This is a genomic window from Streptomyces sp. BRA346 (assembly GCF_052851135.1).
Genome location: NZ_JAIWIH010000036.1, coordinates 1 through 19,815 on the forward strand (window position 1 = coordinate 1; position 19,815 = coordinate 19,815).

Annotated in this window: 19 protein-coding genes; 15 read left to right on the forward strand and 4 right to left on the reverse strand. The window is 73.1% G+C overall.

Annotated elements, in window-relative coordinates; genetic code table 11:
* Nucleotides 1-277: malic enzyme-like NAD(P)-binding protein (locus LCH29_RS33490; RefSeq protein WP_446465455.1), on the forward strand; the 277-nt coding region annotated here is incomplete at its 5' end.
* A gap of 254 nt (nt 278-531) precedes the next feature.
* The gene (locus tag LCH29_RS33495; protein ID WP_009717479.1) at nt 532-813 is read left to right on the forward strand and encodes an HU family DNA-binding protein; all 282 of its coding nucleotides are present in this window, start codon (nt 532-534) and stop codon (nt 811-813) included.
* A 743-nt stretch (nt 814-1,556) separates the two neighbouring features.
* On the opposite strand, the gene murA is transcribed toward LCH29_RS33495, so the two are convergent.
* Nucleotides 1,557-2,900 carry a UDP-N-acetylglucosamine 1-carboxyvinyltransferase gene (murA, locus tag LCH29_RS33500; protein WP_446465456.1) on the reverse strand — a complete coding sequence of 448 codons (1,344 nt, stop codon included), beginning with the start codon at nt 2,898-2,900 and terminating at the stop codon, nt 1,557-1,559.
* Between the two features lie 240 nt (nt 2,901-3,140).
* Here murA and LCH29_RS33505 point away from each other — a divergent pair, with 240 nt between their 5' ends.
* Nucleotides 3,141-3,731 carry a YqgE/AlgH family protein gene (locus LCH29_RS33505; RefSeq protein ID WP_123107187.1) on the forward strand — a complete coding sequence of 197 codons (591 nt, stop codon included), beginning with the start codon at nt 3,141-3,143 and terminating at the stop codon, nt 3,729-3,731.
* 10 nt (nt 3,732-3,741) lie between these two features.
* Here the strand turns inward: LCH29_RS33505 and LCH29_RS33510 are convergent, their stop codons facing one another.
* On the reverse strand, nt 3,742-4,149 hold the full coding sequence (locus LCH29_RS33510) for a LysR substrate-binding domain-containing protein (RefSeq protein WP_446465457.1): 408 nt from the start codon (nt 4,147-4,149) through the stop codon (nt 3,742-3,744).
* Nucleotides 4,150-4,188: 39 nt separating this feature from the next.
* On the opposite strand from LCH29_RS33510, the gene LCH29_RS33515 reads away from it, so the two are divergent.
* The 11 genes from LCH29_RS33515 to LCH29_RS33565 all read left to right on the forward strand — a co-directional run bounded on the left by LCH29_RS33515 (nt 4,189) and on the right by LCH29_RS33565 (nt 16,908).
* Nucleotides 4,189-4,644 (forward strand): hypothetical protein, encoded by a 456-nt coding sequence (locus tag LCH29_RS33515; protein ID WP_446465458.1) that lies wholly within the window; start codon nt 4,189-4,191, stop codon nt 4,642-4,644.
* 15 nt (nt 4,645-4,659) lie between these two features.
* Entirely contained in the window at nt 4,660-4,956 is a 297-nt protein-coding gene (locus LCH29_RS33520) for a DUF3039 domain-containing protein (protein WP_079038663.1), read from the forward strand.
* Nucleotides 4,957-5,102: 146 nt separating this feature from the next.
* Nucleotides 5,103-5,540, forward strand: coding sequence for a hypothetical protein (locus LCH29_RS33525; protein ID WP_446465459.1), 438 nt, complete (start codon nt 5,103-5,105; stop codon nt 5,538-5,540).
* A 213-nt stretch (nt 5,541-5,753) separates the two neighbouring features.
* The gene (locus LCH29_RS33530; protein WP_446465460.1) at nt 5,754-7,082 is read left to right on the forward strand and encodes an extracellular solute-binding protein; all 1,329 of its coding nucleotides are present in this window, start codon (nt 5,754-5,756) and stop codon (nt 7,080-7,082) included.
* An 11-nt stretch (nt 7,083-7,093) separates the two neighbouring features.
* Complete coding sequence (locus LCH29_RS33535; RefSeq protein ID WP_446465574.1) at nt 7,094-8,065, forward strand: carbohydrate ABC transporter permease; 972 nt, start codon at nt 7,094-7,096, stop codon at nt 8,063-8,065.
* The gene (locus LCH29_RS33540; RefSeq protein ID WP_446465461.1) at nt 8,062-8,955 is read left to right on the forward strand and encodes a carbohydrate ABC transporter permease; all 894 of its coding nucleotides are present in this window, start codon (nt 8,062-8,064) and stop codon (nt 8,953-8,955) included. Before LCH29_RS33535 ends, LCH29_RS33540 begins: the two co-directional genes overlap by 4 nt.
* 4 nt (nt 8,956-8,959) lie before the next feature.
* Nucleotides 8,960-10,627 (forward strand): beta-N-acetylhexosaminidase, encoded by a 1,668-nt coding sequence (locus LCH29_RS33545; protein ID WP_446465462.1) that lies wholly within the window; start codon nt 8,960-8,962, stop codon nt 10,625-10,627.
* Nucleotides 10,628-10,902: 275 nt separating this feature from the next.
* Entirely contained in the window at nt 10,903-11,802 is a 900-nt protein-coding gene (locus tag LCH29_RS33550; protein ID WP_446465463.1) for an FAD binding domain-containing protein, read from the forward strand.
* Complete coding sequence (locus LCH29_RS33555; RefSeq protein ID WP_446465464.1) at nt 11,799-14,048, forward strand: 2Fe-2S iron-sulfur cluster-binding protein; 2,250 nt, start codon at nt 11,799-11,801, stop codon at nt 14,046-14,048. The genes LCH29_RS33550 and LCH29_RS33555 overlap by 4 nt, the downstream gene beginning before the upstream one ends.
* On the forward strand, nt 14,045-16,366 hold the full coding sequence (locus LCH29_RS33560) for a xanthine dehydrogenase family protein molybdopterin-binding subunit (RefSeq protein WP_446465465.1): 2,322 nt from the start codon (nt 14,045-14,047) through the stop codon (nt 16,364-16,366). The genes LCH29_RS33555 and LCH29_RS33560 overlap by 4 nt, the downstream gene beginning before the upstream one ends.
* Before the next feature lie 152 nt (nt 16,367-16,518).
* Complete coding sequence (locus LCH29_RS33565; RefSeq protein ID WP_446465466.1) at nt 16,519-16,908, forward strand: DUF3592 domain-containing protein; 390 nt, start codon at nt 16,519-16,521, stop codon at nt 16,906-16,908.
* A gap of 4 nt (nt 16,909-16,912) precedes the next feature.
* Here the strand turns inward: LCH29_RS33565 and LCH29_RS33570 are convergent, their stop codons facing one another.
* On the reverse strand, nt 16,913-18,142 hold the full coding sequence (locus LCH29_RS33570) for a GNAT family N-acetyltransferase (protein WP_446465467.1): 1,230 nt from the start codon (nt 18,140-18,142) through the stop codon (nt 16,913-16,915).
* Between the two features lie 86 nt (nt 18,143-18,228).
* On the opposite strand from LCH29_RS33570, the gene LCH29_RS33575 reads away from it, so the two are divergent.
* The gene (locus LCH29_RS33575) at nt 18,229-18,990 is read left to right on the forward strand and encodes an SDR family NAD(P)-dependent oxidoreductase (protein ID WP_446465468.1); all 762 of its coding nucleotides are present in this window, start codon (nt 18,229-18,231) and stop codon (nt 18,988-18,990) included.
* Between the two features lies 1 nt (nt 18,991).
* On the opposite strand, the gene LCH29_RS33580 is transcribed toward LCH29_RS33575, so the two are convergent.
* Nucleotides 18,992-19,762, reverse strand: coding sequence for a sulfite exporter TauE/SafE family protein (locus tag LCH29_RS33580; RefSeq protein WP_446465469.1), 771 nt, complete (start codon nt 19,760-19,762; stop codon nt 18,992-18,994).
* Nucleotides 19,763-19,815 lie beyond the last annotated feature (53 nt).

A 19,815-nucleotide genomic window follows, 5' to 3' on the forward strand; every position in this document is an offset into this window, starting at 1 on the left:
CGCGGTGGTGGCCACCGGACGGTCGGACTTCCCGAACCAGATCAACAACGTACTGGTCTTCCCGGGTGTCTTCCGTGGCCTCCTGGATGCCCAGTCCCGTACGGTGAACACCGACATGATGCTGGCCGCGGCGGGTGCGCTCGCGGATGTCGTCCACGACGACGAACTGAATGCCAACTACATCATTCCGAGCGTCTTCAACGACAAGGTCGCGGGGGCGGTCGCCGGAGCCGTGCGTGAAGCGGCAAAGCCTGTGACCGGTACCACTGCGGTCTGAGCCGGGCACGGCGCGTCGCGGCCCTTGGGCTACCTGGGGCCGCCATAGGGTGGCGGGCAGGAAAACGACCGCCACGGCGCTTTTCGTGTGACTCTCCGGGGTTCCGGATTGGCTTTCCCGCCACAGGTGGGGGCAGGATGCGTTCCGGGCGCGAGGGTCTGAACAGCAGACCCGGGTCCGGGGACTGTCCGAGGGCCCTGGCAGCATCGGCTTCGATCTCACGCCTAATGGCAAGATGAACACGGGAGTACAACATGAACCGCAGTGAGCTGGTGGCCGCTCTGTCCGAGCGCGCCGAGGTGACCCGCAAGGACGCCGACGCCGTTCTGGCGGCCCTGGCCGAGGTGACCGGTGAGGTCGTCGCCAAGGGCGACGAGAAGGTCACCATCCCCGGCTTCCTGACCTTCGAGCGCACCCACCGTGCCGCTCGCACCGCGCGTAACCCGCAGACCGGTGAGCCGATCGAGATCCCGGCCGGCTACAGCGTGAAGGTCTCCGCGGGCTCCAAGCTGAAGGAAGCCGCCAAGGGCAAGTAAGCCGAAGGCGCGCAAGCGCCTGGCGAACAACAATGGGGCGGCCACCCGGTGCGGGTGGCCGCCCTTCGCCGTCCTACGGCCCGTAGCGGCTGCTCAGGGCCCCCGCCGCCCCGCGGCCCGCCCCAGGGCCCCGCCTGAGCCTCCCGCGGCCCCCAGCCCCGCCGTGACGCGCCCGGCCCGCCCGCGCGGCGGAGGCGCGGGGCCCGGGGCCGCTCCGGCGGCCGAAGCGTCGGGGGCCCGCGGGCCCGTCTTCCCTGCTCGCAGCCCTGTTGTGGCGGGTTGCGGAGCCACCACGTGACGCGGCCGTGCGGCGGAGGCGCGGGGGCCTGGGGTCGATGCGCCACACGGCGTCGGCCTGGCCTGTGGCCCTGCGGCCTGTTTCCCCGCCCCGGAGGGGGCGCGAGTTCGGGCGCGCGGTGGGGCAGCCCGGGGGGCCGGGGGCTGTGCCCCCGGTTTCGGGAAGGGGCGGGGTGGGGGAGAACCCGGCTGCGCCCGCTTCGCGTGCCTGCGGCGGCCGAGGGGCCGGGCCCGCCGCGCGCGGCGTGGCAGAGCCGGGTTGCGGGCGGCCGCGGAGCCATCGCGGGTCCCCGCCCCCAGCCGCGCGGTGGGGCAGGCCGGGGTGCGGGCTCCCCGACCGCGTCCCGCACCTGTTCAGGGCCGGGGCCCGGGGGCTGTGCCCCCGGTTCGGGAAGGGGCGGGGTGGGGACGAGACCCCGCCGGGCCCGCCGCGCGGGGCGGGGGCGTCAGACGGCTTCGCTGCCGTTGGGGAGTTCCACCTTGGCGCCCAGCTCCACCAGCTTGTGCATGAAGTTCTCGTAGCCCCGGTTGATCAGGTCGATGCCGTGGACCCGGGACGTGCCCTGGGCGGCGAGGGCCGCGATCAGGTACGAGAAGCCGCCGCGCAGGTCGGGGATGACCAGGTCGGAGCCCTGGAGCCGGGTGGGGCCCGACACGACCGCGGAGTGCAGGAAGTTCCGCTGGCCGAAGCGGCACGCCGAGCCGCCGAGGCACTCGCGGTAGAGCTGGATGTGCGCGCCCATCTGGTTCAGCGCGGAGGTGAAGCCCAGCCGGGACTCGTACACCGTCTCGTGGACGATGGACAGCCCCGAGGCCTGGGTCAGGGCCACGACCAGCGGCTGCTGCCAGTCGGTCTGGAAGCCGGGGTGGACGTCGGTCTCCAGGGCGATCGCGTTGAGCTTTCCACCCGGGTGCCAGAACCGTATGCCCTCGTCGCCGATGTCGAAGGCGCCACCGACCTTGCGGAAGGTGTTGAGGAAGGTCATCATCTCGCGCTGGCGGGCGCCGCGGACGTAGACGCTGCCCTCGGTCGCCAGGGCGGCGCTCGCCCAGGAGGCGGCCTCCAGGCGGTCCGGGAGGGCGCGGTGGTTGTAGCCGCCGAGTTTGTCGACGCCGGTGATCCGGATCGTGCGGTCGGTGTCCATGGAGATGATGGCGCCCATCTTCTGGAGCACGCAGATGAGGTCTTCGATCTCCGGTTCGACCGCGGCGTTGGAGAGTTCCGTCACACCCTCGGCGAGTACGGCCGTGAGCAGCACCTGCTCGGTGGAGCCCACCGACGGGTACGGCAGCCGGATCTTCGTACCGCGCAGCCGGTGCGGAGCCTCCAGGTACTGGCCGTCGGCGCGCTTCTCGATCGTCGCGCCGAACTGGCGCAGCACGTCGAAGTGGAAGTCGATCGGCCGGCCGCCGATGTCGCAGCCGCCGAGGCCGGGGATGAAGGCGTGGCCGAGGCGGTGCAGCAGCGGACCGCAGAAGAGGATCGGGATGCGCGAGGAGCCGGCGTGCGCGTCGATGTCGGCGACGTTGGCGCTCTCCACGTGCGTGGGGTCCATCACCAGCTCACCGGACTCGTCACCGGGGCGCACCGTGACACCGTGCAACTGGAGCAGCCCGCGCACGACCCGCACATCGCGGATGTCGGGGACGTTGCGCAGTCGGCTCGGCGCACTGCCGAGCAGGGCGGCGACCATGGCCTTCGGCACGAGGTTCTTCGCGCCGCGGACATTGATCTCGCCCTCGAGCGGGGTGCCGCCATGGACGAGCAGGACATCGTTCGAGCGGGTCATCTGGTCTCGCGTTCCTGGGACGGTCGATGGGCCAAAAGGCAAGACTAATGGGCTCCGAGTCCCCCTCCGTAAGGCTGTTGCACCCTCGAAATGGATCGGAATGTGTCGCACCACACTCCGTTCCGCTTCGGGAACCGACCGTCACGTGCGCCGCTCCTGCTGTCGTACGCCCCGACCTGCTCTCATACGGGTCTCGCCTTCCACTCCCCGTCCGGGCCGGATATGCGGGATCATGTGGCCATGACCGAGGTGTCCTCCCTCACAGGACGGCTGCTTGTCGCGACACCGGCGCTTGCTGACCCGAACTTCGACCGCGCGGTGGTGCTGCTCCTCGACCATGACGAGGAGGGCTCACTCGGCGTGGTCCTGAACCGGCCGACCCCGGTGGGCGTCGGGGACATCCTGGAGTCCTGGGCCGAGCTGGCCGGTGAGCCGGGGGTGGTCTTCCAGGGCGGTCCGGTGTCGCTGGACTCGGCGCTGGGCGTGGCCGTGGTGCCGGGCGAGGCGGGCCGCTCCCCGGCGCGCGGCGAGGACGTCGGGCCACTCGGCTGGCGCAGGGTGCACGGGGCGATCGGCTTGGTGGACCTGGAGGCGCCGCCGGAGCTGCTGGCGGCCGCGGTGGGGTCGCTGCGGATCTTCGCGGGGTACGCGGGCTGGGGCCCGGGGCAGCTGGAGGACGAGCTGTCGGACGGCGCGTGGTACGTGGTGGAGTCGGAGCCGGGGGACGTGTCGTCGCCGTCCCCGGAGCGGCTGTGGCGGTCGGTGCTGCGCCGCCAGCGCAGTGAGCTGGCGATGGTCGCGACGTACCCGGACGACCCCTCGCTCAACTAGCCGCCCGGCGTCACGCCGCCGCCAGCGCGAAGAAGCGTTCCGCCAGGGGGTGCGGGCTACGGGCCGGGATGGCCAGCCGCACGGTGACCGCCGGTGCGTTCTTCAGCCGCAGGAACCGGATTCCGGGGTGGCTGTGGCGCTGTGCCGCGGCCTCGGGCACCACGCCGATGCCGTGGCCCGCCGCGACGGCCTCCAGCCACTCGTCGAAGTTGTCCGCGGTGCAGCCCAGTTGCGGCCGGTGGTGCTCGGGCCACAGCTCGGGGCGGGGGGTGCCGCTGACGGTGTTCACCACCAGCGGGAACCGGGCCGGTTCGGCCCAGTCCAGGACGCGCCTGCGGGCGACCGGGCCCCACACGGCGTCCGGTGCCGTACGCGCCACCGCGGCCACCCGCGCCGTCGGCGGGCGGGCGGGGAGCACGAGGTCGCGCCGTAGCTGTGGGCCTGGGGCCTGGGCGGGGTGGCGGGCAGCCTCCTCATCGGGAGGCTGGTCGACCGGGTCGTCCGGGCGGCCGGGACGGGCCGCGTGGCGGCGCTGGTCGGCGTGATCATGGCCGTGATCACGGGCGCCGAGGCGGTGCTGCCCGTGCTCGCCCCCGTACCGCTGCTCGCCGGGGCGGCGCTGGTGCTCTGGGGCGCCGCGGGCTGGGCGCTCCAGGTGCCGCAGCAGCACCGGCTGCCGGCTTGTAAGGAGGAGCGCGGCACCGGCGCCCTGGCCCTCAACAACCCGGCGCTGTACCTGGGCAGCGCGGTCGGCTCGGCGCTGGGCGGCGCCGCGCTCTCGGCCGGGCTGCCCGGGGGCGTGCTGCCCTGGGCGGCGGCCGGGGTCGCGGCCCTCGGTGTGGCCAGGCATCTGAGGGCGGTCCGGGGCGGGTCGGCCCGCGGGGCGCGCACCCGCTGCACGTCGCGGGCATGAGTACCCTAGGGCTGTATGAGCACTCTTGAGCCCGAGCGCGGGGCAGGCACGGGGACCCTCGTTGAGCCGACACCGCAGGTGTCGCACGGTGACGGCGACCACGAGCGCTATGCCCACTATGTACAGAAGGAAAAGATCATGGAGAGCGCGCTCTCCGGATCTCCCGTCGTCGCACTGTGCGGCAAGGTCTGGGTTCCGGGCCGCGACCCGAAGAAGTACCCGGTGTGTCCGATGTGCAAGGAGATCTTCGAGGGCATGGGCGCCGGCGGTGACAAGGGCAAGGACGGAAAGGGCGGCGACGGTAAGAAGTAGCCTCCCTGCCCGGCCGCGCCGGAGCTTCGCGTAGACGGCACGTCCGACCCGTGGCCCGAGATGGGGCCGCGGGTCGGACGTGCCGTGCTGTCCGGCCCCGTCCGGCCCCGTGTCGCGCGGCGGGTGATCCCAGTAGGGTCGGCCCCATGAGCGGGCGTACGGAGAACGGGGCACGGGACGCGGCGGGGAACGACGGGGCGCCGCGGGCGGCGTATCTGGTGTTCGGCGCGCGCGAGGTCGACGAGCCGGACGCGGAAGGCGCCGGACTCTACTGCCAGTTCGAGAAGGACTGGGACGCCCAGCTGGAGCAGTGCGGGCGGCTGGCCGAGGAGCGCGGCTACCGGCCCGCGGGCAGCTGTGTGATGTCGGCCGCCCAACCGGGGCTGCCGCGGCTGCTGGAGTGGGCGGACGACCCCGGCTGCGAGATCGTCCTCGCGCCGAGTGCCCGCATTCTGGGGCGGATCGAGAAGACCTGGCCGGACTGGGGTCAGGTGGTGGAGCGGCTGGCGGCGGCGGGGACGCGGGTGGAGGCCGTGCCGTATCCCGAGCCCGCCTACCCGGGCGAGAAGTTGACGCACTCGTAACGACGGCTTCCCCGGCCCGGTGCTTGCCCCGGTGCTTGCCCCGGGCTCCGGTGCCTGTCCGGTCCTCTGGCGCTTCCCCGGGCCCGGGTTCCCGGTCAAAGATTGGTCGAGACCTCTTGTCCGGGCCCGGAACGTTCCCTAGCCTGCCGCATATTGTGCTGTGCGAAACACGCGTTGCATGTCGTGCAACGCCCTCCCCAAGGGTGCGTTTCCATGAAGGTCTCCCGACCCCTCCTCCTCTCACGTCGCCTCGCCGCCCCCACCGTGGCGCTCCTCCTCGCCGGGCTCACCGTCACCGCCTGCGCCCCCTCCACCTCTGACAACACCGCCAAGAAAGACGACAAGAGCGGCAAACTGCGGGTCTGGCTCTTCCAGGAGGTCGACAACAAGCCCAAGCAACGCGTCGTCGACGACGTCGTGTCCGCCTTCGAGAAGAAGCACGACGGGGTCACGGTGGACGTCACCTACATCCCGGTCGACACCCGCGCGCAGAAGATCAAGGCGGCCTTCAACGACCCCAAGAGCGCCCCCGACGTCATCGAGTACGGGAACACCGACACGGCGGGCTATGTGGAGGACGGCGGACTCGCCAACATCAGCAAGGAGTTCGGCGCCTGGGACGAGTCGGTGAACATCGACTCCACCGCCAAGAACTCGGTGACCGTGGGCGGCAAGGTGTACGGCGTGCCGCTGTTCGTCGGCGTGCGGGCGCTGTACTACCGCACCGATGTCTTCAAGGACCTCGGCCTGAAGCCGCCCACCAGCCAGAAGGAACTCATCGCGACCGCGAAGGAGATCCGCGAGCGGCGGCCGGATCTGTACGGCATATCGGTCGGCGGCGCCTACACCTACGGCGCGCTGCCCTTCATCTGGGCCAACGGCGGCGAGCTGGCCACCGAGAAGGGCGCGTTCGGCTCCAACGAGTACGAGGCGGCCATCGACAGCGCCGACGCCAAGAAGGGCATCAAGAGCTACACCTCGCTCATCGCCGACGACAACTGCCCGCCCGCCAAATGCGCACAGTGGGGCGGCAACGACAGCGTCGCCGCCTTCGCCGCGGGCAAGTCGGGCATGACGATCGGCGGCGACTTCAACCACGCGGCGATCGAGGCGGGGTCGGTCAAGGGCAAGTACGCGGTCGTGCCGCTGCCCGGCGTCAAGGAGGGCAGCATCGCTCCGGCGTTCGCGGGCGGGAACAACCTGGGCGTGCTCAGGAGCAGCACCCACCGCTCGCTCTCCGTCGACCTGCTGGAGCAGCTGGCCGGGAAGAAGACCCAGACCAAGCTCTACGACGCCATGGGCTTCCTGCCGACCTTCACCGATGTGCGCGGGGACATCGCGCGCAAGGACCCGTTCCTCAAGCCCTTCGTGAAGACGCTGGACGACAGCTCCACGTTCGTGCCCGCCTCGCCCGGCTGGTCGGCCATCGACTCCCAGATGGTGCTGCCGACCATGTTCCAGCAGATCATCAGCGGCCGTAAGAGCGTCGACGACGCGGCAGCCGAGGCGGCGAAGAAGATGGACGAGGCATTCAGCAAGTGACCTCGGGCACCATCACCCAGCACGCCGGGCCCGAACCGGCCCGTGAACACCCGCCCCGGGGCGCCGCACCAGGGGCCCGGCGGGGGACCGGGCGGGGGAGCCGGACGCCCTGGCTCTACCTCGCCCCGGCCCTCGTCGTCCTCGGCGGGCTGTTGATCTATCCCATCTATCAGCTCGGCCTCATCTCGTTCCTGGAGTACACCCAGGCGCAGGTGAGCGGGGGCAAGCCGACCAGCTTCCAGGGCTTCGCCAACTACGCGGAGCTGTTCCGCGACACCGAGTTCTGGAGCGTCACCCTCACCACCGTCGTCTTCGCCGCCGTGTGCGTCGTCTCCACCCTCGCGGTGGGCTGTGCGCTCGCCGTGCTGCTCACCCGGGTCCGGGCGATCCCGCGGCTGGCGCTGATGCTGGCCGCGCTGGGTGCCTGGGCCACCCCGGCGGTGACGGGCTCCACGGTCTGGCTGTTCCTGTTCGACCCCGACTACGGTCCCGTCGACCAGGTGCTGACCTGGTTCGGACTCTCCGGCTTCCACGACTACTCCTGGACGTACGGGCGCTACAGCGCCTTCGCCCTGGTGCTGTTCGAGATCGTCTGGTGTTCGTTCCCGTTCGTCATGGTCACCGTGTACGCGGGCATCAAGGCCATCCCGGCGGAGGTGCTGGAGGCCGCCGCCCTCGACGGTGCCTCCGCCTGGCGGATCTGGCGCCGGATCATGGCACCGATGCTGCGGCCGATCCTCGTCGTGGTGACGATCCAGTCCATCATCTGGGACTTCAAGGTCTTCACCCAGATCTACGTCATGACGGGCGGCGGCGGCACCGCGGGCCAGAACATGGTGCTCAACGTCTACGCCTACCAGGAGGCGTTCGCGTCCTCCGAGTACGGCCTGGGCTCGGCGATCGGCGTCGTGATGCTGCTGATCCTGCTCGCCGTCACCCTGGTCTATCTGCGGCTGCTGCGACGGCAGGGAGAAGAACTGTGAGCCACTCCAGCGCCGCCGGTGTCGCGCCGCCGCGCCGCGCGTTCCGCATCCGCCGCCCCTGGCGGCTCGCGGCCGAGGCCACCGCCCTGGCCGTCGCCGCCGTCGTCGCCTTCCCGCTCTACTGGATGGTGCTCTCGGCCTTCAAACCGGCCGGGGAGATCCGGTCCACCCACCCCCGGCCGTGGACCTCCGCGCCCTCCCTGGACTCCTTCCGGCGCGTCTTCGAACAGCACGACTTCGGCCGCTACTTCCTCAACAGCCTGCTGGTCGCCGGGGCGGTGGTGATCGCCTCGGGTGTGATCGCCTTCCTCGCCGCGACCGCCGTCACCCGCTTCCGCTTCAGGTTCCGCACCACGCTGCTGGTGATGTTCCTGGTCGCCCAGATGGTGCCGATCGAGGCGCTGACCATCCCGATGTTCTTCCTGATGCGGGATGTGGGCGACACCGTGCCCGGGGTCGGGCTCAACACCCTGGGCTCGCTGATCCTGCCGCACATCGCCTTCTCGCTGCCGTTCGCCATCTGGATGCTGCGCGGCTTCGTGAAGGCCGTGCCCGAGTCCCTGGAGGAGGCGGCCTATCTGGACGGCGCCAGCCGCTCCCGCTTCCTGTGGCAGATCCTGTTCCCGCTGGTCCTCCCCGGGCTCGTGGCCACCAGCGTCTTCTCGTTCATCTCCGCCTGGAACGACTTCCTGTTCGCCAAGTCGTTCATCATCAGCGCGACCGAGAACTCCACCCTCCCGATGGCGCTCCTCGTCTTCTTCAAGGACGAGGGCAACGACTGGGGCGGCATCATGGCGGCGTCCACCATCATGACCATCCCGGTGCTGATCTTCTTCGTACTCGTACAGCGCCGCCTGGTCTCCGGCCTCGGCGGAGCGGTAAAGGACTGACGCGATGCCCCAAGAGCCCGCCACCGGCCTCCTCCCCGCCCCACTGCGGGCCGCCCCCAACCCCGGCGGCGGCGAGGGCTACGTCCTGGACGAGGACAGCCAGATCGACGCCCGGCCCGGCACCGAGCGCGTCGCCCGCTGGCTGCGCGCCACCGTCGGGGCGGCCACCGGTCTGCCGCTGGCCCCGCACACCGACGCGTCGAACCGCATCGTGCTGGAGCTCGACCCGGGCGTGGGGGAGCGGCTCGGCCCCGAGGGGTACCGCCTCGTCATCGACGGCCACGGGGTGGTCATCCAGGGCGGCGGCGAGCCCGGCCTGTTCTGGGGCGCCCAGACGCTGCGCCAGCTGCTCGGCCCGGACGCCTTCCGGCGCGCGCCGATCGACCCGGACCGGCGCGCCTGGTCCCTGCCCGCGCTCTACGTCGAGGACGCGCCCCGCTTCGCCTGGCGCGGGCTGATGCTGGACGTGGCCCGGCACTTCCTGCCCAAGGACGGCGTGCTCGCCTATGTCGACCTGCTGGCCGCCCACAAGCTCAATGTGCTCCATCTCCACCTGACCGACGACCAGGGCTGGCGGCTGGAGATCCGCCGCTACCCGGAACTGACCGCCACCGGCGCCTGGCGGACGCGCACCAAGCTCGGCCACCGCGCCTCCCCGCTGTGGGACGAACGCCCGCACGGCGGCTACTACACCCAGGACGACATCCGCGAGATCGTCGCCTACGCGGCCGAACGGCACATCACCGTCGTCCCCGAGATCGACATTCCCGGGCACAGCCAGGCCGCCATCGCCGCCTACCCGGAGCTGGGCAACACGGACGTCATCGACACCGCCTCCCTCGGAGTCTGGACCACCTGGGGCATCAACCCGAACGTACTCTCCCCCACCGACACCACGCTCCGCTTCTTCGAGAACGTGCTGGAAGAAGTGCTGGACCTGTTCCCCGGCACCTTCGTCCACCTCGGCGGCGACGAATGCCCCAAGGACCAGTGGAAGGCGTCCCCGGCCGCCCAGGAACGCATCCGCGAGCTGGGGTTGGCGGGCGAGGACGAGCTCCAGAGCTGGTTCCTCCGCCACTTCGGCCACTGGCTCGCCGCCCGCGGCCGACGGCTGATCGGCTGGGACGAGATCCTGGAGGGCGGCGCACCGGACGCCCCGCTGCCCGACGGCGCCGCCGTCTCCTCCTGGCGCGGCTACGCGGGCGGCATCACCGCGGCCCGGGCCGGTCACGACGTCGTCATGTGCCCCGAACAGCAGGTCTACTTCGATCACCGGCAGGCCCCGGGCACGGACGAGCCGGTCCCCATCGGCTACGTCCGCACCCTGGAGGACGTCTATCGCTTCGAGCCGGTTCCGCCGCAGCTCACCGCGGCCGAGGCCGGCCATGTGCTGGGCGCGCAGGCCAACGTCTGGACCGAGGTCATGGAGGACCGGCGGCGGGTCGACTACCAGACCTTCCCCCGTCTCGCCGCCTTCGCCGAAGCCGTATGGTCCGCCCTTCCGCCGCCGCCCGAGCGGGACTTCGCGGAATTCGAGGGGCGCATGGAAGCACACTACGCCCGTCTGGATGCGCTGGGCGTCAGCTACCGCCCGCCCTCCGGTCCGCACCCCTGGCAGCGCCGCCCCGGTCTGCTCGGACGTCCGATCGAGGGATCGCCCCCGATCGTGTGAGCCCACGGCAAGGTGCTCGCCCCCGCGACCCGCCCCTGGGACGGTGGTCATCCGGCCGTTACGCAAGTTCGTACAAGGGTCCCTGAAACGTGGCAATCCACACCCGACGGAGACGTCACCCGAAACCCGTACCATCCCCCAGGTCAGGGACGGAACCGCGCTTCCCGGACCCTCGCGACGGCAGGCGTGCGAGATGTGCCAGAGTTGCCACGTCCGGGCTGTGAGCACGTACCGTACGGCGCAACAGCCGGGACACCGGGGAAGGGGCAGCTGGGTTGACCACGCACGCACCGCAGGCGGCGCACACGGTGACGTTGCCGGGCTCGCTCGATGAGGCCGTGGCGGCGCTGGCCGCCATGCCCGCCGCCGTGCCCGTCGCCGGCGGTACCGATCTGATGGCCGCGGTCAACTCCGGCCTGCTGCGGCCCGCCGCGCTCGTCGGGCTCGGCCGGATCAGCGAAATCCGCGGCTGGCGCTACCTGGACGGACACGCCCTGCTCGGCGCCGGACTCACCCACGCCCGGATGGGCCGCCCCGACTTCGCGGCGCTCATCCCGGCCCTGGCCGCGGCCGCGCGCGCCGCGGGACCCCCGCAGATCCGCAACGCCGGAACGCTCGGCGGCAACATCGTCAGCAACGCCCCCACCGGCGACGCGCTGCCCGTGCTCGCCGCCCTGGAGGCCACCCTCGTCATCGCCGGGCCCGAGGGCGCGCGCCGCGAGATCCCGGTCAGCCATCTCCTCGCCGGAGTCGAGATGCTGAGGCCCGGTGAACTCGTAGGATTCGTCCGGGTTCCGCTGCTGCACGCCCCGCAGGCCTTCCTCAAGGCCACCGGGCGCACCGGACCCGGCCGGGCCGCCGCGTCCGTCGCCATCGTCCTCGACCCGGCGCGCCGCGGGGTGCGCTGCGCGGTGGGGGCGGTCGCGCCGATGCCGCTGCGCCCGCTGGAGGCCGAGCGCTGGGTCGCCTCGCTCATCGACTGGGACGGCGACCGCGGCCATCTCGATCCGCAGGTCACCACGGCTTTCGGGGAGTACGTGGCCGCCGCCTGCATCCCCGACCCGCCGCCGCCGGAGGACGGCTCCGACCCGGTGCCCCTGCCGCCCGCGGCGATCCATCTGAGGCGTACGGTGGCAGCCCTGGCCCGCCGAGCATTGGGGAGGGCACTCGCGTGAGTGACGAACAGCAGCCGCACCGGCCGGACCCGGGGAGCGGGTGGCAGCCGATGCCGCACGGCCCGGAGTACGACGCGGAGTCGACGGCTTTCGTCCAGCTTCCGCCCGACTTCCAGTTCCCGGAGCCGGGCGACCCCGCGGCCACCGGCTGGGACCCGCTCGCCGCGCCCGGCACCGGCTACACCCCGCCGCCGATGCCCGGCGCGCCGTCGCAGGGCGGCCAGTGGCAGCCCGCGGAGCACGGCGGTCCGTACGGCACGTCCGGGCACGACCACGCCGGTCACGCCGGGTCCTCCGCGACGTCCGGCCAGTCCGGTCAGTCCGGTCACTCCGGGACCGGGCACTGGGCCATGCCCCACACGGACACCGGCGGCTCCGGCTACGCCTACGGCGGCCACCAGGACCCGCACGGCACCCCCCAGTGGCCGGCGCCCGCCGAGGACCCCTCCGGTCACGCCGGACATGTGCCGCACACCGGTCACTGGCCGGTGCGCACCGAGGAGCCGGTCGACGACTGGCCGCTGCCCGAGGGGCAGTCCCACGGCAACGGCGTCCCGGTGCAGACCAGCCAGTGGACGATCCCGGTCGCGGGCGACGACGGCGTGGACGAGACCGGTGAGTACCGGGTCGACGACCACCCCGGCCCGGCGGCCCCGCCGTACGGTGCCCAGCCGGGCCACGGCGCCCCGGCCGGTCCCGGTCCGGTCGCCCCGGGTGATCCCGGCGACGTCGGCGATCCGCAGGAGACCGCGCAGCTGAGGCTGCCGTTCGGCCGCAACGCGCGGCAGCAGCAGGCCGCCCCGTACGCGCCGCAGCAGCCGCAGCAGCCGCACGCCGACCAGGTCCCTGCCGACCAGGCGGGACACAGCGGCCAGTGGTCGGTCCCGACGGCCGACGAGGGCGTGGACGACTCCGGGGAGTACGCGGTCGAGGGCCACCCCGGCCCGGCCGCCCGGACGGGCGCTCCGGCGCGCCGCCCGCTGCGCATCCCCGACGACGACGCGCCGCGCGAGCACTCCGCCCCGGCGACCCCGCCGCACGGCACCCCGCCCCAGGGCACGCCGCCCCAGGGCACCCCCGCGCACGGCACCCCGCCGCACGGCACGGACGGCCACGGCTGGCACGGTGCGGCGGCGGCCGACGCCGCCGACGCGTTCGTACGGGAACGGGAGCCGGCGCGGGAGGACGACCGGCACGCGGACCCCGCGGCGCCCGGCGCCCTGCCCGAAGAGGCCGCCTGGCACGACGAGTTCACCGACGGCACCGGGATTCACGGCCCCGCCGCGGGGGACTCGGGCGAGTTCGCGATGGACTCGGGCGAGTTCGCGGTGGACGCCCCGCACCCCGGCGCGCACGCCCCGGCGCACGGCACCCCGCCGCACGGCAGTCCGGTCCCCGACGGGCCCGGGGCCGACGCCCCCGGCGAGTCCGCGCATGAGGTCGAGACCCCGGCCGAGGCCGAACGGCCCGCGGCCGAGGAGGGGTTCACGGACGTCCCGGAGCAATCCGCCCCGGTCGAGACCCCGGCGGACGCCCCCGAGGCCGCTGACACCCCCGCCGAGCCCCTTCCCGCCCCCGCCGGGGACGAGGACCGGGCGGCCCCGGCCGACGCCCTGGACCCGGCCCACAGCGAGCACCCCCAGGCGTCGTACGTGCTGCACGTCAACGGCGCCGACCGGCCCGTCACCGACTCCTGGATCGGCGAGTCGCTGCTGTACGTGCTGCGCGAGCGGCTCGGCCTCGCGGGCGCCAAGGACGGCTGCTCGCAGGGGGAGTGCGGCGCCTGCTCGGTCCAGGTCGACGGGCGGCTCGTCGCCTCCTGCCTGGTGCCCGCCGCGACCGCCGCGGGCTCGGAGGTCCGTACGGTCGAGGGCCTCGGCCAGGACGGCCAGCCCTCCGACGTCCAGCGCGCGCTGGCCGAGTGCGGCGCGGTCCAGTGCGGCTTCTGCGTGCCCGGGCTCGCGATGACCGTGCACGACCTGCTGGAGGGCAACCACGCCCCCACCGACCAGGAGACCCGCCAGGCGATCTGCGGCAACCTGTGCCGCTGCTCCGGCTACCGCGGAGTCGTCGACGCCGTGCGTGAGGTCGTGGCGGCCCGTGAGGCGGCCGACGAGGCGGCGGAGGCCGCGGACGCCGCCGAGGACGAGGCGGCGGCGCACGACCCGGCCCGCATCCCGCGGCAGGCGGGTCCGCCCGGCACGGGGAATGGCGGCAACGGCAGCGGTATGGGAAGGGCATCATGACCGGAATCGCGGACGGCGCGGGAGCCGTCACCGCAACCCCCTCCGCCGGAACGCCCGTCCCCCCGCCGCCGCACATGGGGCTCGGCGTGTCGCTCCAGCCCGCCGACGTGACGGCCAAGGCGTCCGGGACCTTCCCGTACGCGGCCGACCTGTGGGCCGAGGGGCTGCTGTGGGCCGCCGTGCTGCGCTCACCGCATCCGCATGCCCGCATCGTCTCCATCGACACCTCCCCGGCCGCCGGGATGCCCGGGGTGCACGCCGTGGTGACCCACGCCGACGTCCCCGGTGACGCCTCGCACGGCCGCCGGGTCGCCGACCGGCCGGTGTTCGCCAAGGACCTGGTGCGCCACCACGGCGAGCCCATCGCCGCCGTCGCCGCCGACCACCCCGACACCGCCCGGCTGGCCGCGGCCGCCATCGCCGTCGAGTACGAGGTGCTGGAGCCGGTCACCGACCCCGAGCAGGCGTTCGCCGCCGAACCGCTGCACCCCGACGGCAATCTGGTCCGCCACATCCCGCTGTCCTTCGGCGACCCGGAGGTCGTCGGCGACGTCATCGTCGAGGGCCTGTACCGGATCGGCCGCCAGGACCCGGCGCCCATCGGCGCCGAGGCGGGCCTCGCCGTACCGCGCCCGGACGGCGGGGTGGAGATCTACACGGCCTCCACCGACCCGCACGCCGACCGCGATCTGGCCGCCGCCTGCTTCGGGCTGGAGCCGGAGCGCGTCAAGGTCGTCGTCACCGGCGTCCCCGGCGCCATGGGCGAGCGCGAGGACCCCGGCATGCAGCTGCCTCTCGGGCTGCTCGCGCTGCGCACCGGCCATCCGGTCAAGCTCGCCGCCACCCGCGAGGAGTCCTTCCTCGGGCACGCCCACCGCCACCCCACCCTGCTGCGCTACCGCCACCACGCGGACGCGCAGGGCAAGCTGGTGAAGATCGAGGCGCAGATCCTGCTGGACGCGGGCGCCTACGCGGACTCCTCGGCGGACACCCTGGCCGCCGCGGTGTCCTTCGCCTGCGGCCCGTACGTCGTCCCGCACGCCTTCATCGAGGGCTGGGCGGTCCGCACCAACAACCCGCCCTCCGGCCATGTCCGCGGCGAGGGCGCGATGCAGGTGTGCGCCGCGTACGAGGGCCAGATGGACAAGCTCGCGGCCAAGCTCGGCCTCGACCCGGCCGAGATCCGGATGCGCAACGCCATGGCCACCGGCGATCTGCTGCCCACCGGACAGACCGTCACCTGCCCGGCGCCGGTCGCCGAGGTACTCCAGGCCGTCCGGGACGCCCCGCTGCCCGACCTCCCCGGCGACGACGCCGAGGACGACTGGCTGCTGCCCGGCGGCCCCGAGGGCGCGGGCGACCCGGCCGCGGTGCGGCGCGGCGTCGGCTACGCGGTGGGCATGGTGCACATGCTGGGCGCCGAGGGCGCCGACGAGGTGTCCACCGCCACCGTCAAGGTCACCGGACCGGTCGCCACCGTCATCTGCGCGGCCGTCGAGACCGGCCAGGGCTTCACCACCCTGGCCCGCCAGATCGTGCAGGACGTCCTCGGCATCGAGGAGGTCCACGTCGCCCCCGTCGACACCGACCAGCCCCCGGCCGGACCCGCCTCGCGCGGCCGCCACACCTGGGTCTCGGGCGGTGCGGTCGAGCGTGCCGCCAAGATGGTCCGCACCCAGCTGCTCCAGCCGCTGGCGCACAAGTTCGGCATGTCCACCGAGCTGCTGACCATCGCCGACGGCAAGATCACCTCGTACGACGGCGTCCTCAGCACCACCGTCGAGGAGGCCCTCGAGGGCAAGGAGCTGTGGGCCACCGCCCAGTGCCGCCCGCACCCCACCGAACCCCTCGACGAGACCGGCCAGGGCGACGCCTTCGTCGGCCTCGCCTTCTGCGCCGTACGGGCCGTGGTGGACGTCGACATCGAGATCGGCGCGGTCCGGGTCGTGGAGATGACCGTCGCCCAGGACGTGGGCCGGGTCCTCAACCCGCGCCAGCTCCGCACCCGCATCGAGTCCGGCATCGCCCAGGGCATCGGCGCCGCCCTCACCGAGAACCTGCGCACCTCCCGCGGCGTCATCCGCCACCCCGACCTCACCGGCTACGCCCTCCCGACCGCCGTGGACGTCCCCGACATCCGCATCGTCAAACTGGTCGAGGAGCGCGACGTGGTGGCCCCCTTCGGCGCGAAGGCCGCCAGCGCGGTCCCGGTCGTCACCTCCCCGGCCGCGGTGGCCGCCGCGGTCCGAGCCGCCACCGGCCGCCCGGTCAACCGCCTCCCCATCCGCCCCCAGGCAGCGGTGGTCAACCGGACGTAGCCACATGCCCATGGACCCCTACGCGCTACGGCCGTACCGCGGCGTCGACGCGGACTTCCGCCGCCTGGGCCGCCGCAGGAGCAACTGAAGCCCGAAGGGGACGCGTCCTTCTGCATGATCCCCTTGGCCGCGGTTTCGGAAGGTGTCCGCTCGTGCCCCTCCTGCTCATGTCGATCAGTACGGTCTTCCTCCTGGCCATCGCGCTCTGGACCCCCGCCCGGGCCCACTGGCTGAGGCGGACCGGCCGGCAGGCGGAGGGCCAGGTGACCGGGCGCCGGGTGGTCGACCGCGGCGAGGACCACCACACCGAGCTGACCCTGGCCTTCACCGACCACGACGGCCGCCACCGCGAGTTCGAGACCCGCCTGCTGACCACGCGGGCCGCCCCGGACGTCGGCACCCGCGTCCCGGTCGGCTATCCCGCCGACCGTCCGGAGGAGGCCCGGATGCTGACGTACACCTGGCGGGCGACCCGGTCGTATCTGGCGTTCCTGCTGCTGGGCGTGATGTGGATGACGGCGCTGGTGCCGCACCTGCCGTAGCCGCTCAACAGAGGGGGAAGGCCCAGCCGCCCGGGTACCAGGGCTCGCGGTCGCCGCGGAAGGCCGCCGAGGCGAGGGGGAGCGCGCCGGGGCGCAGTTCCTCGACGAGGCCCGCGGCGGCGAGGGTGGTGAGGGCGGTGCCGCCGAGGAAGGCGGCGCCCAGCTCGGCCGCCGTCAGGCGCAGGTCGGCCGGGGCGGTCGTGGGTTCGCAGGCCGCGGTTTCGCCGTCCCAGCTCAGCCGGTGGTGGCCGGTGTTCCAGGGGCAGAAGTCGTCGCGTATGTCCAGGACGAGGTCGAAGGGGAGACGGTAACTCCGGCCCGTCAGGGCCCGGTCGATGTCGACCGGGCGCAGCCACAGGCGGTCCACCGGGGTGGACCGGACCGCGCGCGGGTCGGTCAGCAGGTGGGGCAGCGGTTCGTCCACGGCGCCCTCGTAGTCGATCCAGGTCACCAGGTCGATCCCGGCGAGGAAGCGCCACAGGGCCGCGTACGCCTGACGGGAGAGCGCCGCCAGCTCCACGAGGTGTATGTCGTCGGCGCCGCCGTGGCGGTAGAGGGCGTATCCGGTGGCCTGGCCGTCGCTCTCGTGGTGCACGGCGAAGCGGAGCGCGGTCGCCGCGCCGCGCCGGTGCGGGTGGTCGGCGAGGCGTACGGCCCAGTGGGGCGCCTCTCGGTCGGGCCAGCCGGGAGTCGTGGTGCGGGCCTGGTCGTAGACCTTCTCCAGGAGCGGGCGGGCCCGGTCGGCGGGGTGGAGTCGGATGGTCCCGTCGCCGAAGTCGGTGCAGGGGCGGAAGCGCAGGGCGCGCCGGTCGCAGCGCATCTGGTTCCCGAGGGTCGCGGGGCCGTAGCCGTAGCGCCCGTAGATTCCGGCCTCGGAGGGGCGGAGCACGGCGATCGGCTCGCGCTGGTGCTCGTGCAGGTCGGTCAGTTGGGCGCGCATCATCGCGGTGAGGATGCCGCGGCGGCGATGCGTCGGGGCCACGCCGACGGAAGCGATCCCCGCCACGGGCAGGACGCCGCCGGGGACGGTCAGCGTCCGGCGGTAGACGGATGCCCCGGCCACCGGCACGCCGTCGTCGAACGCGGCCAGGGTGCGGTCGAGGTCGGTCGCCTCCCGCTGGTGGGCCAGTTCCTCGTCCGACCGGTCCGTGCCGTACGTATCGGCGATCATGCGCGCCCAGGGCGCGAACTCCTCGTCGAGGACGCTGCGGAGGCGGAACGGGGAATCGGTCATCGGGCATGTGTACCTCTGCGGCCGGTGCACCGCACGGGAATTATTCGGTTTCGCCCCGCGGCCCTCGTTTGCTAGTCCTGTTCCGCATGCGGGAGACGTTGCAGAGCGACCATGTCGCCATCGTGACCGGAGCGAACCACGGGATCGGGGCGGCGGCCGCCAGAGCGCTCGCCGCTCGCGGCGTCGCGGTGTTCTGCGCCTACCTGGGGCCGGGTGGCGAGGAAGTGGCGGGGGAGATCCGCCGAGCGGGCGGGCGGGCCGAGGCATGTGAGGCGGATCTCAGCGACCCGGCGGCCCCCGGGACCCTCTTCGACCGGGCCGAGGAGCGCCTCGGACCGGTCGACATCCTGATCAACAACGCCTCGGGGTGGGTGCAGGACACCTTCACCCCGGATCCCGTCGACCGGTTCGGACGGCCGCTCCAGCCCGTCACCGCGGAGACCTGGTCGCGGCAGTTCGCCGTGGACGCGATGGCCCCGGCCCTGCTGATCGGCGAGCTGGCCCGGCGCCACCGGGCGCGGGGCGCCGGGTGGGGGCGGATCGTCGGGCTGACGTCGGGCGGCGAGCTCGGCTTTCCCGGTGAGGTCTCGTACGGCGCGGCGAAGGCCGCCCAGGCCAACTACACCCTGTCCGCCGCCGTGGAGCTGGCCGGACTCGGCATCACCGCCAACGTGGTGCATCCGCCGGTGACCGACACCGGGTGGGTGACGGACGAGGTGCGGGAGTTCGTCGCGTCGAGCGGCACGCACTTCCACGTCGCCGAACCGGCGGAAGTGGCGGAGACCATCGTGTTCCTCGCGTCCGACGCGGCCGGGCTCGTCACCGGCAACACGATCACCCTGCGGTGAATCACCGCAGCACCAGCTGCACGATCGCGGCCGTCCCCACCGTCACGATCAGGGCCCGCAGCGCGGTCGGGCTGAAGCGGCGGCCCACCGCGGCTCCGGTCATGCCGCCGAGGGCGGAGCCGACCGCGATGAGGAGGACGGCCGTCCAGTCGAAGTGGGCGGCGAAGAGGAAGAACAGCGCCGCGACGGAGTTCACGACGGCGGCCAGGACGTTCTTGATGCCGTTGAGGCGTTGCATCGGCTCGTCGAGGAGCATGCCCATGATGGACATGTAGATGATGCCCTGGGCGGCGGCGAAGTAGCCGCCGTAGACGCTGGCGAGCGTCAGCCCGAGCAGCAGCAGCGGACCGACGTCGCGCCGGGCGGAGCCGTGCGGCCGCGCCTCGCGGCGGGCGCGCACCTTCTTGGAGATCAGCGGCTGGAGCACGACCAGGACCAGCGCCAGGCCCACCAGCGTCGGCACGATCCGCTCGAACGCCGTGCTGGGCAGCGTCAGCAGCAGCGTGGCGCCTCCGAGGCCCCCGACCAGGGCCCCGGCGCTCAGCTTCAGCACCCGCCGCCCCTGCCCCACCAGCTCCTTGCGGTAGCCGATGGCTCCGCTGATGGAGCCGGGTATGAGGCCGAGCGCGTTGGACACCGTGGCGGTGACGGGCGGCAGCCCGGTGGCGAGGAGCACGGGGAACGTGATCAGCGTCCCGGACCCGACCACGGAGTTGATCCCACCCGCGCCCACTCCCGCCGCGAAGACGGCCACCATCTCCCACGGCGTCACGCCGCCACCTCCTGTTCGCTGCCTGCTGCACGTCTCATGGGGCTGACGCTAGA

Bases quoted from the DNA above. Each gene is read 5' to 3' on its own strand.
- LCH29_RS33495 (WP_009717479.1), top strand. From the start codon at position 532: ATGAACCGCAGTGAGCTGGTGGCCGCTCTGTCCGAGCGCGCCGAGGTG.
- murA (WP_446465456.1), bottom strand. From the start codon at position 2,900: ATGACCCGCTCGAACGATGTCCTGCTCGTCCATGGCGGCACCCCGCTC.
- LCH29_RS33505 (WP_123107187.1), top strand. From the start codon at position 3,141: ATGACCGAGGTGTCCTCCCTCACAGGACGGCTGCTTGTCGCGACACCG.
- LCH29_RS33520 (WP_079038663.1), top strand. From the start codon at position 4,660: ATGAGCACTCTTGAGCCCGAGCGCGGGGCAGGCACGGGGACCCTCGTT.
- LCH29_RS33525 (WP_446465459.1), top strand. From the start codon at position 5,103: ATGAGCGGGCGTACGGAGAACGGGGCACGGGACGCGGCGGGGAACGAC.
- LCH29_RS33530 (WP_446465460.1), top strand. From the start codon at position 5,754: ATGAAGGTCTCCCGACCCCTCCTCCTCTCACGTCGCCTCGCCGCCCCC.
- LCH29_RS33545 (WP_446465462.1), top strand. From the start codon at position 8,960: ATGCCCCAAGAGCCCGCCACCGGCCTCCTCCCCGCCCCACTGCGGGCC.
- LCH29_RS33560 (WP_446465465.1), top strand. From the start codon at position 14,045: ATGACCGGAATCGCGGACGGCGCGGGAGCCGTCACCGCAACCCCCTCC.
- LCH29_RS33570 (WP_446465467.1), bottom strand. From the start codon at position 18,142: ATGACCGATTCCCCGTTCCGCCTCCGCAGCGTCCTCGACGAGGAGTTC.
- LCH29_RS33575 (WP_446465468.1), top strand. From the start codon at position 18,229: ATGCGGGAGACGTTGCAGAGCGACCATGTCGCCATCGTGACCGGAGCG.